Raw genomic sequence first — 15682 nt, 5'->3', positions numbered from 1 at the left:
GACGCTTGTGATCAAATTCATCGCAGGGAACATATAAGGGTAGGTTGCGCCCCCTGCCCCCGCAACCAACCCTGGCCTCCCGTGCCGTTATCCCTACGGGATAAGCCCTGCTCAGCCCGGCAATCCCAAAGCGGATTGCGTCAGCGGACTCCAACCCAGCGCTGGATGGGATTCCCTCAATCCGGAGGATTGGCAGGATGAAGCCGGTCGGTCGCGCGGGGCACGGAGCGCGACCACCGGAAAGCCGCAGACAGCGACCGGCACCCTGAAGGGTGTGCCAGAGAGATTGAAGGAATGCCTCCGAACAATTCTGGAGGTGTTGTTATGGGGTTAATGCGAAAAATGAGCGATTGCCCATCGCCGTTCGCTGCAGCGCATGTTAGACCGTTCCGGTCTCACTGTGAGTCTTTGGTCTTGGTGGTGATGCATAATCGGCGTCTGGCAAATATGTGTCAATCTCGGTGTAGAAGTGCAACTCACAAACCTCCTGCCCTTCGAACGCTGAAACGGAAAATGAGCGGAAAGAAGTGAATGAAAGCCGAAAGTTGCCGACCGTGAACTCATGGTCTGGCTCGCCGCTGACAATACTGCCAATGATGAAATACCAACCTCCGTAAAGATGCGGGCGTGACAAACCTGGGCACTCCCAGACCTCAATCTCACCGTCAGCGGGTATGCCAAACTGTGAGAGCAAATGCCGCAACTCCGATGTCACGACTTGGACACGACCGGCAATCCAATTGCGGCAGTCAGCACAACCACAACCCTCTGGGCCGGGAATGTCGACATCAGCATAACACGCGGCAGTCGCGTCGCGGTCAAACTCAATCTTGTAGCCACCGATTTGGAGTTGCGTGCGCATGCGGCCCAACAGTGTTAACGAACAAACCTTTCATTCATGGTTTCCGGTAGCCAGATTGCTATCATGGTGCTGACCATCCCCAAAAAGGCCTCGCTGGTCAATGCGAAAACCGCGCGACTCACACCCAGGTGTTGCCGGGATATTTCTGCTGCAAGGCGCGGCGGTGCTTGGGGTATTGGTTGGCGCGGAAGGCGGGCCAATCGCGGGTGGCTTCCAGGCGTTTGCCGTCCGGGGTACAGAGCCAGAGTTTCACCGGCACGCGGCCTTCGCCGAGGCACGGGTGGTCCTTGCGCGCAAAGCATTCGTGCAGCTTCATCTGGAGTTCCACGCCGGGCGGTTCGTCCTCCGCCGGGTCGCCCTCGGTGTAGAGGAGCTTGTGGGCGCGGTCGTCCGGCCAGGCGAGGGTCAGCGGCAGGAGTTCATCGAGCCAGGCGAGCTGTTCCCGGGCGAGGTGCTGCTGGAAGGCCTCGCGCAGGTGGAGGGTCTGCGCCTCCTTGACGGTGGTGACGCCATGGAACGCCCGCGCCAGGCAGGCGGTGAGGCCCGCCGCGTCCAGGGGCGGGAAGTCCAGGTCCGGCAGCGCGGTGCAGACGAGGTTGACGCGGGCGATGAATTGTTTAAGGGCGTGGTTGAGCAGCGGCAGCTCGTACCAGCCCTTGGCAAAGGCCTCGGCCAGGCAGCGCCCGGCGGCGGCGGGGTCCGCCTCGGCCTGGTGCTCGTGGTGGATCACCAGGTCCTGGAACCGGATGAGCTTGACGGCGGCGACGCGGCGGTGGGTGCGGTCAAAGAGGTGCTCGACGCGGGCGGTGACGAGGGCGGGAAACATTTCCTGCACCCATTCGCGCTTCACGACGGTGGCCAGCCCCAGCAGGGTGCGCGGGCCGGAGCTGCGCCCGCTGACTTCGCGCAGGGAGGCGGCGACGAAGAGAGTGGCGTTCTGCACGACGCTCTCGCGCATGAGGGTGCCGGTGCGGCCCTCGGTCATGTCGCATTCCAGGGTGCCGATATCGCGCCGGATGCAGAGCTGGTCGGCAAACCCCGCCAGCAGGCAGCGGAGCAGCGGCTCATCCGGGATGGGGGCGGACTTGGCGCGCGGCGGTTCGGGCGGCTCCGGGGCGTCGAGGTCCTTGAGCGCGGGCCGGGCGACGAGTTTCTCCCGCTCGGCGATCTGGAGGATCTGGTCGAAGGTCTGCTCGACCTGCCGGGCGGTCTGCGCGTGGATGCCGTAGCGGCGGCAGGCCTCGACGTTGAAGCCGCGGTTCTTGGCGAACTGGTAGGCGCGCATGAGCGTGAAGAAATCGGAGAGGGCGCTGGCCTCGAAGAGTTCGCGCGCCTCGGCGATGTGGGTGTCATCCCGCCCCAGGCGCATGAGCAGATCGCGCCCGCTGACGAGCGCGGCGCACAGCGCGGCCATGGGCACGCAATCGTATTGGGCGGCCTCCAGCAGCATGCGCGAGTAGCGCGGATGCATCGGCAGCCGCAGCATCCGCCGCCCCAGCGGCGTGAGCGTGGAGGGCGGCGAGCGGCGCGGACCGGCCGGGCCCGCCGGGGCGGCTTCCGCGACGGTCTGCAGGGCGCCCAGCGCCAGCAAGAGTTGCTCGGCCCGCTCCACGGCCTGCGGATCGGGGCGGTCCAGCCAGTTGAATTCCACGGCGCGCCGGATGCCCAGGGAGTGGAGCAGCAGGACGACTTCCGCCAGGTCGCTGCGCTGGATTTCCGGCGTGTTGCGGTCCGGCCGGTTCAGGTGCCCGCTCTCGGTCCAGAGCCGGTGGCAGGTGCCGGGGGCGGTGCGCCCCGCCCGGCCCTTGCGCTGATCGGCGGAGGCGCGGCTGATCGGCTCGATGGTCAGGGTGCCGATGCCGCGCTCGGCATCGTACCGCGCCACGCGCGCCTGCCCGCTGTCCACCACGTGCCGGATGCCGTCAATGGTCACGGAGGTTTCGGCGACGTTGGTGGCGACGACGACTTTGCGGCGCGGGTGCCTGGCGAACGCGAGGTCCTGATCTTCCGGCGGCAAATCCCCGTGCAGCGCCAGCAGCGCCACCGGCTCATCCAGCCGGGCCGCACCGATCGCGCGGATCGTGGCGTTGATTTCCCCCATGCCCGGCATGAAGACCAGGATGTCGCCCGGCTCCCCGGCGTTGACGATGCGCTCGACGACGTCCGCCGCCTGATCGCACACCGGGCGCTCGTCCAGCAGATCCAGGAAGCGCGTCTCCACCGGCCAGCTCTGGCCCTCGGAAATCAGGATGGGGCAATCGTCCAGGTACGCCGCGACGGGCTCGGCGTCGAGCGTGGCGGACATGACGGCGAGCTTCAAATCCGGGCGCGTGGTTTCCTGCATCTGGCGCGCCAGCGCCAGCGCCACATCGCTCAGGAGATTGCGCTCGTGAAATTCATCGAACAGCAGGATGCCGACATCCGCGAGCGTGGGATCATCCTGGAGCCAGCGCAGCAGGATGCCCTCGGTGATGAAGCAGATGCGCGTCCCCACGCCGGTCTGGTCGTCGAAGCGCACCTGGTAGCCGACCTCCTGGCCGAGCTTCACGCCGCGCTCCCACGCCACGCGGGCCGCCACGGTGCGCGCAGCCACCCGGCGCGGTTGCAGCACCACGATCTTGCGGTCCGCACCGCCCGCCAGCCCGGCGTCCAGCAGCATCTGCGGCACCTGCGTGGTTTTGCCGGAGCCGGTCGGGGCCACGAGCACCAGGCGGTTGCCGCGCGTCAACGTGTCCAGCACCTGGGCATGGATTTCCCAGATGGGCAGCGGGTCATTGCGGGATGGAACCTCAGGGCGGCGATTGGGATCAGGCATAATGGGAATGGCGCCGCCGCCCCTGCCCCGGCGTTTCGGGGAGGGTCATTGCTTCGCTTGCGGTTGCGGATGTGTATGGACCAGCCATCGGGGCGCTAGGATGCAATGCGCGCCCCCGGGAAAGCAATCCTCAATAATTGGCAGGCGCCAGCCGGCAGCGGGTTTAGCCGCGGATAAAATGAATTTGACGGCCTTGGGCGAAGGCATAACATCGCGGCCAGAAAGACAAATGAGCGACAATCGCTTTATGAATGCCCCCATCATCGCGCAATATCGCTGGACGCCCGAAGACCAGGATCACGTTGTTCAAATGATCCACGCGCACACCGCGTTTACCGGCACGGACGCGGTGCGGCTGAAGCTCCGCCGGATGATCGTGCTGCTGCTGGTCATCGGCGTGCTTGTCTCCGCTGCGACCATTGTCGCCGATGGCTGGCGACCATCCGTGGTGGTGAGTTGCGTGGCGGTCATCCTGTTGACGGTCAGCATACCCGTGCTGATTTTGCTGGTCCTGCGTTTTCCCCGGCTCTTGTACCTCATGAAGCCCCGAAATCGGGAAACAACTTCCGTGGCAGACCGGGAAGAACGCTTCGAGTTCCATGCGGGGGGCTTCACCCATATCAGCCGCGCCACGCCGGATGCCGCGCCGGGGCGGATGGAAAAAACCTGGGACGAAGTGGAACGGGTGATGCAGACGCCGCACGGCTTTGTCCTCTGGCTCCGCCCGCCACCGCCCGCCGGGAACGTGCAGAAACCCGCCAATTTTCAGGGCATTGTCGCCGTCCAAACCACACCGCTTTTGCTTTTCTGGCTGCCCAGGCGCAGCTTGACCAACCCCGAGGCACACGACCAATTCCTCCGCCTCGTTCAGCCCAAATTGCAAGCTGCCGGGTAAAGCACCCAGCGGCGACGCAACTGTGGCCCACGGCGTTCCGCCAGATTCTTTGAAGCTGAAACGCACTCAACCGCCATTGGGCCGGTTCAGCCAGACCAGATAGGCGTCAGTTTTTCTGCTGTACCAGAACCCACAGTACCTCCCTTTGGTTTGATCCAGAATTCAGCAAAGCCTCACCTTTTGCCGCAACGTCGCTTGGTTTCGGCTTCCACTGTTGGCCGGGGATGCCTATCCTCATCCGCATGACCGCACGTATTTTCAGAAGCATGGTAGGATTTGGCGTGGCCGCTTTGATTGGCCAGGCGTCCGCGTTGACGGTGCGGGTGGACCCCGCCGGGGGCGCGCCGCGACTGGTTGTCAATGGTGAACCGGTGCGCGCCCGCATGTTCTGGGGCGGGCCGGGCTCCAAGCCCATGGCCACCACTCCGTCATGGCAGGAGATCAGTTTTGAGTTTATCGCCACCGGCAGCGCGAATAATGGCACCATGCATCTGCGGTTCGGGCAAACGCCGGGCGATGTTTATCTGGATGACATTCAGGTGACTGACCTGGATGACGCCAGTGAAACCATGCCGCGCTGCGATTTTGAGGGGGGGATGGCGAGCTTCAAGCGGGATTGGACATACTGGCCGTTTGACGCCAAGAATACCGTGGGGACCATCGCGGTAGTCCCAGGTCTTGGCCGTAATGGTTCCGCCGCGTTGCAGGTGAAACTCAAAGCGCCGGCGGACGGACATTGGCCGGACTTTCATGTTTACCATCAGCCCCGCCTCAAAATCATCCAAGGTCATCGTTATCGGACTCGCCTTTGGGTAAAGTCCGAGCCGGCCCGCAATATTAAGGTGGAGTTTTATCAGCCGGGAACCACGTTCACGCGATTGGGCGGGCCGCCCGGTTGTTTCGAGGAGCAGATCAAACTGGCGGCGCAGGCAGGGGTGAATTTCGTGAGCTTTCCCATCGGCATGCCGTGGCCGGCCCCCGGCAAGCCGGAGGATTGGGCCAACGTGGATGCCGCGTGTGAACAGGTTTTGCGCGCCAATCCCAACGCCCTGCTGATACCGCGCATGGGCATGGCGGCCCCCGCCTGGTGGCGCGCGGCGCATCCTGACGACGTGATGCAATGGGAAGACGGGCGTCGCGAAGATACCGTGGTGGCCTCGCCGCAATATCGGCACGACGCGGCGGAACGCCTGGCGGCACTGGTGCGACATCTGGAGGACAAGTTTGGCAATCACGTGGCGGGGTATCATCCATGCGGGCAGAATACCGGCGAATGGTTTTATCAGGACACCTGGAAACGTCCGCTTAACGGTTATGCCCCGGCTGATCTGACAGCCTGGCGACTGTGGCTCAAACAGCGGTATGCCAACGATACGGCGTTGCGCCAGTCATGGAGTGATGGCGCGGTGACCCTCGCTTCCGCCAGTGTTCCCACGGCGGTGGCGCGCCATGCCGCGCCCGCCGGCGTATTCCGCGATCCCGCCAATGAACGGGCGTTGACGGACTGGGCGGAGTTTCAGCAGGAGGCGATGGCCGATTGCGTGTGCGAACTGGCCCGGGCCGCGCGCCAGGCGTCCGCCGGCAAAAAGCTGGTCGTCTTTTTCTACGGGTATGTTTTTGAATTCGCCGCCGTGTCGAACGGGCCGTCCACCGCCGGGCATTACGCGTTGCGCCGGGCGCTGAATTCGCCGGACATTGATGTGCTGTGTTCGCCCATCTCCTATTTCGACCGCGGCCTGGGCCAGAGCGCGCCCTCGATGACGGCGGCGGAGAGCGTGGCGCTGACGGGAAAGCTGTGGCTGAATGAGGATGACACGCATACCTACCTGGCCACCGGCAACCAACCCGGCTGGATGCAGCACGTCGCCACGATCGAAGAGACCAATGCGGAGCTGATCCGCAACGTGGCCCAGGAAGCCCTGCGAAATTTCGGCACGTGGTGGATGGATTTGGGTTCCAGTGGCTGGTTCAACGATGCGCGCATGTGGCGGGAAATGCAACGACTGGCCGCGTTGGATGAACCGCTGCTGAAACAGCCGACGCCGTTTAAACCGGGCATTGCGGCCATCATTGATGAGCGGAGCATGTTGCGCGTGGCGGCCGGTGGAACTTCGGTCACCCGACCGGGCATTTACGAGGTGCGCGCGCCACTGGGGCGAATGGGCGCGCCGTACGGTCAGTATCTGCTGGACGATGTGCTGGCGGGGCGCGTTCACGCCAAACTGTATGTGTTCCTGAACGCCTGGAGCCTGACCGCCGCAGAGCGCGTGAAGCTTTTGAGCGCCACGCATGGCGCGACGCGGCTCTGGTGTTATGCTCCCGGATATTTTGAAGGCGATCGCATTCATCTCGAGGCCGCGCGGGAATTGACCGGATTCACCTTGAAGAAAGTGACTCCGGACAAGGGGAAGGCGACGCCGACGGAGGCTGGCAAGCGGTTGGGAATGGAAAAGGCGTTTGGTGTCGAGAAATCAGTCCTACCGCTGTTGGCAGCAGATGCGAGCCCTTCGGAAGTGCTGGCCACGTATCCGGATGGCTCCGCCGCGGTGGCGATGCGGCGCACCCCCGGGGGGATTTCGATTTTTGCGGGCGCGCCGGGCTTAACCTCGGAGCTGCTGCGCCTGGCGGCGCGCCAGGCCGGGGTTCACCTGTTCACCGAGACCGATTGCAATATTTACGCCAACGGCCCGTTTATTGCCCTGCACGCCGCCGAAGATGGCCCGGTGACCATTGACACCGGGCATTCCGGCGTCATCCTGGACGTCCTGACGGGCGCAAAAGCAGGGAATGGCCCCAAGCTCACGCTGCCGCTGAAGCGGGGGGAGACCAAAGTGCTGAAATACTGAGCCGGCCGCTAAACCTTCAGCGTCTTGACTTTTTTCAACGCGTCTTTGAGCGCCGCTTTGACGGCGTCCACGCGCGGCGGCAGTTCAATGGGTTTGTTGGCATAACGGCAGCCAAAGTCCATCTTCTGCTCATGATACCGCACCTTGAAGTCCGCGAATTTCAGTCCGTGCGCGGTGGAGACCACCACGACGCGTTCGGATTTATCAATTTTGCCGGCCTTCAATAACTTGATGAGCGCCGCAAGCGCCACGCCGGTGTGCGGGCAGTTAAACATGCCGGTGAGATCGCCCAGCGCCGAGGCGTCGGCCAATTCCTCTTCCGTGGCCTGTTCCACGATGCCGTCAAAGGCTTTCAAGGCGCGCACGGCTTTCTCGTAGCTGACGGGGTTGCCAATCTGGATGGCGCTGGCCAGGGTTTTCTGCGCCTGCATCGGCTCGAACTTCTCAAAGCCGGTTTTATAGGCGCGATACAACGGGTTGGCGCGTTCCGCCTGCGCGACGACGATGCGCGGCAGTTTGGCGATCAGGCCCAGGTCGCGCATCATCAGCAGGCCGTTCCCCAGCGCCGAAACATTGCCCAGGTTGCCGCCGGGGATGATGATGACGTCCGGCACTTCCCAATCGAACTGCTGCACGATTTCGATGCCGACGGTCTTCTGTCCCTCCACGCGCAGGGAGTTCATCGAGTTCGCCAGGTAGATGGTTTCGTCCTTGGTGATCTCCTGGACGACTTTCATGCAACCGTCGAAGTCCGTATCGAGCGAAAGCACCAAGGCGCCGTTCGCGATGGGTTGGACGAGCTGCGCGATGGATATTTTCCCCTTCGGCAGCAGCACGATGGATTGGATGCCGGCGGCGGCGCAATAAGTGGCCAGCGCAGCAGAAGTATCGCCCGTGGAGGCGCAGGCGACGGCTTTGATGGGCGCGCCTTCGGAGATCATCTGCTTCACCTGCGAAACCAGCACCGTCATGCCGAGATCCTTGAATGATCCGCTGTGGGTATTGCCGCACAGCTTGATCCACAGGTCCGGCACGCCGATCAGCTTGCCGAAACGCTCCGCCCAGAACAGATTCGTCCCCCCCTCGTACAGGGAGACCACGTTTTTATCTTCAATCTCCGGCAGCACCCATTCCTGCTTGCCCCAGATGCCCGAGCCGTAGGGCCACTGGGTGGAACGGTAGCGTTCATCAAACAGCTTCATCCAGGCCTGCGGACTGCGGCGCCGCAGCGCCTTGATGTCGTGCGTCACTTCCAACAGCGACTCGCACTTCTCGCAGCGGTAAATGACCTGATTCAGCGGGTATTTACACCCGCATTGCGCGTTAATGCATTGAAACCATGCTCGATATGCCATAGTAAAATATTCCTGGGTCAAGGGTGGCGGTAGGGCCAGACGGATTCAAGGAAAATTGAGCCTGTGTTTATAGGGGGAATTTTGCAGAAAAATCTGAGGAACGAAATGGGGTGGTAAACATGTGGCCGTGTGAAAATTACCCAAGGAGCCGGATAGCTGATAATCTACCAAGGCGTGTAACTTTATCATGATAAAATGCCCGAGCATGTCATTTTATCATCCGTAAACCATATCCAACAACCTATTGCTGAATTTTGATGCCAGGCGGGGCATCCACCTTGGACTTGATTTTACCGTTGGGTAGTTTTTCGTGGCGCAATTTGATAATGCCTTGGGGGGTGGGGAAAGTGCCTTCCACCCATTGGAGGTCGCCCAAGTGCGGATCAATACGGACGGTTTTGCAGCCGGGTTCCAACACTTGGACACCCAGCACGTGTTCACTGAGCCACGGAGTGGGACCCGACGCCCAACCATGGCACAGGCTGTGGCGAAAGCCCTTGTAGCAGTAGTTGCCGTAGTCGCCATGAACATCCTTTTTACCCTCGGGGACCAGTTCATCAATACGTCCAGCGTTATTGGTCCAGTCCAGGTCAAAATCCTCCCAGAAGGTGGTGGCTCCCAAGTCAAGCATCGCCCCCCAATACGTGCGAATGACATCCAGGCAGCCCTGGTAATCCCCGGCCTTGGCGCGCGCTTGCAGGACGTAGTAGCCGTAAAACGTGGACATGCGTTTGGCGCCATCCACCGCCAGCACTTCCCGATTCAGTTTTTGCGGATCGCCCAGCCCGGCAAGGGCCATCAGCGCCGCCGCCTGTTTGCTGTTACCCGGTTCGGGCACGTGCTTTTTGAGGTTCTCAACCGCCGCAAGACATTGCTGGCGGACCGCGCTTTCCTTGAGGGCACCGCATAGTTCCGCCCCGTTCTGCAACGTCAACACCAGCAGCGAATGCAGCCCGGCGTGAATGGCCGGTTTATCCTCGCTGGATGGCCAATCGAGAAACCGCCAGGGTGGCAGTTTTTCCTGGTTATCCGTGCCGACATATTGAAGCAACTGTTGCAGTAATGTCTTAAGCGCATCCCGCTGTTGTTCCAGGTAGGTCAGGTTGCCATTGAACTGGTACCAACTGTGATGAATCAACACCCACCACATGGAATAGGCGCTGATGCCGTTCATCCATTTGCCCGCCGGCGTTTCATCACGGACCAGGTCCAGGCTGGCGCGCACCACCGCGCAATCACCAAAGACCGAACTGATGGTCATGGTTTCGGGATGCATATCGCCGATCCAGACCAGGCGGTCGCGCTTGATACCGTCCCAGACGTAATCCTGCATGTTCAAATGCACCGTGTACGCGCCAGTGTTCCAGATTTGATTCAGTCGCTCGTCATTGCAACGGAAGGAACCTTTATACTCAAGATCGCGATAAAGGAACACCGCGCGCACGGATTTGATCAACACCTGTGAATGCGGCGTCACCAAATCAATCCGGACAAAGCGGAAACCGGTGTTGCCGATTTCATGCGTGCCGAGCCACGGCACGAGACACGTTTGATCGCGCACGGCATGGTCGTTGGTGGTGTTTTTATCGCCTAATTCGCTCATCGCTTCACTGGCGGATTCGCCAAAGCGCACGCGGAGTTGCACCGGCTTGTTCTTGGTGCTGCCTTCCACGGCAATCTGGATGCCACCCTGCAATTCGCGGCCAAAATCGAGCAGTATGCCCGGGGCTTGGCCTTGATGTTTCAACGTACACCCGGCGGTATGCGCTACGGCTACCTGTCCGCTACCTTTGAGAAGCAGGTTGGTCGGAGTCTCCACCCGGCACTGCTCCATCGGCGAGGTCCACACGACACGCGCCGGAATAATATATTGGCGCACCCGTGGATCATACGAACTTCGGGCGGTCACTTCCCCGCCCCGCAACGGCAACGGCAAAGCCACCCGGGCTGTGCCGGGGATGGCAGACATCGCCGGGGCTTGGGCAAAAGCCGGCACTGCCACCATGGCAGCCACCGCGACAACCATTGAAACCGGCATCCATTGCATCCGTATCATGTTCATGGCAGGTGTTTATGAAAGGGAATCGGGAAATACTCAATCCGAATTTAAAACTGATTTGAGCACCGTGCGCGTTTGAATTGACTTTCCTACGCCGTGTGAAATAGTAGAGCCATGAAAACGTTCATGGCAGTTGTGGAACGCGATCCGGTCACGGGGTTACTCGTCGGGTACGTACCGGGTTTTCCTGGCGCGCACACCCAGGCTGAGTCGCTGGATGAACTCAATGCCAACCTGCAAGAAGTGATTGCGATGCTGCTGGAGGATGGTGAACCGCGCTTGGAAGCGGAGTTTCTGGGTACTCAAAGCGTGGCAGTGGCCTAGCCATGGGAACTATTCCTGTCCTTAAACCCGGAGAGGTCTGCCGCATGCTGGAGCGGTTGGGTTTCGTTGCGGTACGTCAGCGCGGTTCTCATATACAATACCGCCGTGCGGATGGTCGCGGCACAACCGTCCCATTGCACAAAGGCCGTGATATAGCTCCCCCGCTGTTGCGGCAAATCGCCAGAGACATTGGTCTTTCGGTTGAAGAATTTGTGGCATCTCGCTGATACAACCACCTTGCGTGATCCAATAATTCACGATCCTGCGGCATCCTTACCATAACCAGGTGACTTGCTTATATCGGCTTTACCGATATTCCGCCGCGCATTTACGGAAATAAACGTACCACTCCGACTGTACTCGTTCGATGGGGCCAAGGTTCTTTTCAACACTTTGCGGCGTTCCCCCATCCCGCACTACCTTGAAGTACCCTTCCCGGTATTTGGCATTTTCATAGTGCAGCAGAAAGTGCGTCAGGCCCCACCAGTGCATATAGTAGAGATTAAACTGTTCGTCCTTATCTGGTCCACCCTTGCCAGTGATGATAACGTGAAGTGGGATGAAGTTGGTCGTGGCAATGTCCCGCTGCAGGTCGCCACTTAAGGCAAGCTTTCCCAGCCACCAAATGGGATACGTGAAGCGATCAATGCGGCCAGGCTCAAGCACACCCTTGCGCAGCACGCTGGTGCTGAAATAAGTGGCGGCGCCTTCATCCAGCCAAAGCGGCAAATCCAATCCGGCCACCTCCCGGTTCAACTGATGCACCGCCTCATGCGCCATCCAATGGTATGAATTCACTTCTTGCTGCGAATAATAGGCGTGGCACACGGGTTTCACGTAAAACGCCTCCGCCCAGCCTACCCCACGATTGCACCGCCTGAACTCCTGCCGGTCCTTATACAAATTCAGCCGCAGCTTTTCGTGCAGGCGATTGTGCGTGAAATCGCTGAACAATTTCACATAAGCGCCGTAAAAAACCTCCACCGTCGCAGCCACCTCGCTGGTCTGCTCAGGCGTGGCGCTCGACTGAATCAAATAATGCGCCGTTGCCCGGGTAATAACCGGATGCCAACGCCGATACCACCATTCCCCAGCCACGATCAGAAGCAATACCCCGAAAAGAACGAGTAACCGAGTGGGTCGCTGTGGCATGAATTTGATTCGCATAGGCCAAAGATCTTATGGAGCCAAATTGGCACGAGGAGATGGGATGCTTTTGTCAGCATCCTTCGGATCCAACGCTTCCGACAACCGCAGCATCAAATTATGCCCGACTTTTTCATTCCAGTTAAACGTGTTGCTGAGCACCACCACTGCCACCCCCCGCTCCGTATCCATGCCCATATACGCGGTGTAGCCGGCCACCATGCCATGGATATAGGTAATCTTCACCCGCCCCGCCTCGAATTCATTCACCCGCCAGCCAAACGCCACCGGCTCATCCGGCGCCTGACATTGGACCCGTTGCGTGGTGCTCAGAATGCGATCCAAGGGCAGATGTCGCAGCCCCAAATGGGACTGGACAAACACCAGCATGTCGTCCGGCGTGGAATACATGGCCCCGGAGGCTCGCATGATCTCGCCCATATCCCATGGTTTGAGGGGCGTTTGCCGCCGCAGGAAGCGCGGTTGATCCCCCGCGTGCCCCTTCGCCAAACGCCGTTGTTGTTCCGCGTTCAAGACAAAACCGGTATCACGCAAATTTAACGGGCGGCAGATTTTTTCTTCAAGCAGTTCCGGGAATGACCGTCCCGTTTTCACCTCAATCAAGTGCGCCAGCATCCCCACCCCGAAGTTGGAATAGAGCGAGAGGCGCTCCGGATTGGGCTTGGGATGCCCGTTCCGCAAATAGAGATAGAGCCGGCGCTTGTCAATATACGTGTACAAGTTATGACCCGTGAACAAAAAGCGGATGAAATCGCTCAACTGAGCCAGACAGACCGGCTCGCGCGGCAATCCTCCGGTATGGGTGACCAATTCATACAGCGTCAACTTCCCCGTTTCCGGGTTGATTTTGACCTCGGGCGGCAAAATGTCGCGTACCGTGTCTTCATAGCGCAACGTCCCTTCCTCTACCAACACCGCCAATAACGAGGCGACAAATAATTTTGATAGGGAACCAATTTGAAAAATGGTCTTGCCGTCCGGCAGCACAGGATTATTGGTGAGGCCCGTGCGACCATAACCGAAGACCTGCGGGCCACCAGACGGAGTTACAGTTCCCACCGCCAACCCCATGACTTCCCCGCTATCTACCAACGGTTGCGCCAGCAGGTCCACTTCCTGCTTAAGACTTGCCCCCGCCTTAAGCCTGGCCACAGCAGGAGCCGGATCAGTGACAACTCGTGATGATAACGAAGTGCAGCCAGTGAGCACAACCGCCCCCAACAGCAGCACTACGCCCGAGAAAATCCGAATTCCGAATTCCGAATTCCGAAAGAATGCCGAAAGCCGAATTCCGAATCCAACCGGACGGGAGCAATTGCTGCGCCCCTCGTTCTTCGGATTTATTTTGGATTTCGGCGTTCGCATATCGAATTTAGCAGGACAACTTAACTCGCTTAAGCCAATCATCATGTCGGCGTTCGTAGCCCGGCATTACTGCCCGCAGAACAAGCTGGGGCGGCTTACGATGCCGGCTCCACTTGGATCAGCGCCTGGCACAATTCGTACGGGCGGTCCTGCGAACACACCACCGGTGCGCCATGCGGCTGCCAACCTTCGGCAATGAGTTTATTCACAGCGGTCTCCAGGTCATCCTTGGAATCCACGATCAGTTTATAACGGGTAATTTTCATAGTTTTGGCACCATAAAGGCACGCGCGTAGCCAACCAGAAAGAGGCAAATACTCAAGCGCCATTTTTGCGCTGGTGGGGAATAGGATTGAGGCGATCCGGGTGTTTAACCCTCGGCTTGCACTGGGCGCTGCGGTTCCGTCCCATTATTATTTTAGGCGTCACTGGCGCGGTGCCCGTAAGCCGACACTTTTGACGTATGCAATTACAGTTAATTTCGACTGTCAGAATTAAGACTTGCTAGCGACGAGGTGAAAATTTACCCTGTCCGCCATGAATTTTGGTCGTACAGTTTTCGGAGGGCGGCGTTTGATATGGCTCGGTAGCACTGTCAAAAACGTTTTCGAGGTACTTTATCTCAGTACCATCGTCGCACCATAGCTTGACCGCAGCTCCCGCCTGTCCGACAATCATTGGTTCACTGTAAACATAACGCATATTATGGTCCCACTCATTCAGAACTTTCGCTATCGGCCCGAAGTGGACGGACTACGTGCGATTGCCGTGTTAGCAGTGGTGCTTTTCCACTCAGGACTTGGTTTGCCGGGCGGCTACATCGGCGTGGATGTCTTTTTTGTCATCTCCGGCTATCTGATCACCTCATTGATCATCAATGATTTGCAGCAAGGGAAATTTACGCTTGCCAATTTCTGGGAACGACGCGCGCGTCGTATCATTCCAGCACTGGTTACCGTAGTGCTGGCGACCTTAATTGCCGGATGGTTTCTCTTGCTACCCAAAGATTACGTGGCCCTTGGAAAATCCGCAGCTTGCCAGTCCGTTTTCGGTGCCAATATTCATTTTTGGTTAACACCTGTCGGCGGATATTTTACTGCCGGGACTGCTGACGAAATGCCGCTGCTCCACACTTGGTCTTTGGCGGTTGAGGAACAGTTTTACATGATTGTCCCGCTGACTCTCGCTGCCATATTCCGGTTTCCTGGGCTGCGAACTCGGCGTATGCTTCTGGCTATTTTTAGCACTGGCATATTGGCCAGTTTTCTCGTTAGCGTTTATGGTGTGGCACACCATAGGTCTGCAGCCTTCTATCTGCTACCCACCCGAGCTTGGGAACTTCTCCTCGGCTCAGCGTTGGCCATTTTTCCGTCCAGTTGGATTATAAGGCATCGTTTAACCCGAGAATCTGCCTCCTACCTCGGGCTCGCAGGCATATTGTTTGCCTGCTTCTTTTATACGGATACAACGCCGTTCCCGGGCTTGGCGGCCCTGCCGCCATGTCTTGGGACTGCTCTCATTGTATGGAGTAACAACCGATTGGCAGGGGATTCCCCACCAACCAGTTTGGGCCGGTTTCTCGCAACCCGTGCGGTTGTATTCGTAGGGCTCATCTCTTACTCCCTCTACCTCTGGCACTGGCCGATCTTCGCCTTTAGCAAATACTATTTGGCAGGGGAACCATGTGCGTTCGGTTACCGGATAGCGATGGTCGCTTTAGGTCTTATTCTCGCAATTCTCTCATGGCGTTTTATCGAAACCCCATTCCGTCAAAAAAGCGTATGCGGCAACCGGAAAAGTATCTTTAGGTTTGCGGTTACCGCCTTGGCGATCTCTTTTGCCTTTGGCACCGCCATTTTCAGTCTCAAAGGTTTACCGTCGCGATTGCCCGACAATATTCGGGAAGCCCTGTCAGTTGCCCCGCAAGACGACTTGCTATTATTACTATGTTAAGTTATAACAACGCTCACATCCTCAAACTTTCGACCGCAGCA

At 59.3% G+C, this 15682-nt stretch carries 12 protein-coding genes; 5 read left to right on the top strand and 7 right to left on the bottom strand.

The genetic code is table 11. From position 1 onward, the window contains the following. Positions 1–379 precede the first annotated feature (379 nt). Positions 380–862 carry a hypothetical protein gene (locus WCO56_24400; protein MEI7732736.1) on the bottom strand — a complete coding sequence of 161 codons (483 nt, stop codon included), beginning with the start codon at positions 860–862 and terminating at the stop codon, positions 380–382. Positions 863–980: 118 nt separating this feature from the next. Continuing rightward, positions 981–3677 carry an ATP-dependent helicase C-terminal domain-containing protein gene (locus WCO56_24395; GenBank protein MEI7732735.1) on the bottom strand — a complete coding sequence of 899 codons (2697 nt, stop codon included), beginning with the start codon at positions 3675–3677 and terminating at the stop codon, positions 981–983. Between the two features lie 229 nt (positions 3678–3906). On the opposite strand from WCO56_24395, the gene WCO56_24390 reads away from it, so the two are divergent. Both WCO56_24390 and WCO56_24385 read left to right on the top strand, forming a co-directional pair. Next, a complete protein-coding gene (locus WCO56_24390) occupies positions 3907–4572 on the top strand; it encodes a hypothetical protein (protein MEI7732734.1) in 666 nt (221 codons plus the stop codon). 266 nt (positions 4573–4838) lie between these two features. Continuing rightward, entirely contained in the window at positions 4839–7418 is a 2580-nt protein-coding gene (locus tag WCO56_24385) for a beta-galactosidase (protein ID MEI7732733.1), read from the top strand. Positions 7419–7426: 8 nt separating this feature from the next. Here WCO56_24385 and thrC read toward each other — a convergent pair whose 3' ends face one another. Together thrC and WCO56_24375 are read right to left on the bottom strand one after the other, a co-directional pair. Further along, a complete protein-coding gene (gene thrC / locus WCO56_24380; protein ID MEI7732732.1) occupies positions 7427–8773 on the bottom strand; it encodes a threonine synthase in 1347 nt (448 codons plus the stop codon). Between the two features lie 241 nt (positions 8774–9014). After that, a complete protein-coding gene (locus WCO56_24375; GenBank protein MEI7732731.1) occupies positions 9015–10835 on the bottom strand; it encodes an alpha-L-rhamnosidase C-terminal domain-containing protein in 1821 nt (606 codons plus the stop codon). 111 nt (positions 10836–10946) lie between these two features. On the opposite strand from WCO56_24375, the gene WCO56_24370 reads away from it, so the two are divergent. Then, positions 10947–11156, top strand: coding sequence for a type II toxin-antitoxin system HicB family antitoxin (locus tag WCO56_24370; GenBank protein ID MEI7732730.1), 210 nt, complete (start codon positions 10947–10949; stop codon positions 11154–11156). Positions 11157–11158: 2 nt separating this feature from the next. Continuing rightward, positions 11159–11383, top strand: coding sequence for a type II toxin-antitoxin system HicA family toxin (locus tag WCO56_24365; GenBank protein ID MEI7732729.1), 225 nt, complete (start codon positions 11159–11161; stop codon positions 11381–11383). Between the two features lie 79 nt (positions 11384–11462). Here WCO56_24365 and WCO56_24360 read toward each other — a convergent pair whose 3' ends face one another. The 3 genes from WCO56_24360 to WCO56_24350 form a co-directional block, all read right to left on the bottom strand. Next, entirely contained in the window at positions 11463–12308 is an 846-nt protein-coding gene (locus tag WCO56_24360; protein MEI7732728.1) for a hypothetical protein, read from the bottom strand. 27 nt (positions 12309–12335) lie between these two features. Continuing rightward, positions 12336–13688, bottom strand: coding sequence for a serine hydrolase domain-containing protein (locus WCO56_24355; protein ID MEI7732727.1), 1353 nt, complete (start codon positions 13686–13688; stop codon positions 12336–12338). 95 nt (positions 13689–13783) lie between these two features. Further along, positions 13784–13954: a DUF1737 domain-containing protein gene (locus tag WCO56_24350; protein ID MEI7732726.1), complete on the bottom strand. Its 171-nt coding sequence runs from the start codon at positions 13952–13954 to the stop codon at positions 13784–13786. A 439-nt stretch (positions 13955–14393) separates the two neighbouring features. Between WCO56_24350 and WCO56_24345 the strand changes: the two genes are divergently transcribed. Next, on the top strand, positions 14394–15641 hold the full coding sequence (locus WCO56_24345) for an acyltransferase (protein ID MEI7732725.1): 1248 nt from the start codon (positions 14394–14396) through the stop codon (positions 15639–15641). Positions 15642–15682 lie beyond the last annotated feature (41 nt).

It is taken from the genome of Verrucomicrobiota bacterium (assembly GCA_037139415.1).
Lineage (GTDB): Bacteria > Verrucomicrobiota > Verrucomicrobiia > Limisphaerales > Fontisphaeraceae > JBAXGN01.
This window is presented reverse-complemented; position numbering and strand designations above follow the sequence as displayed.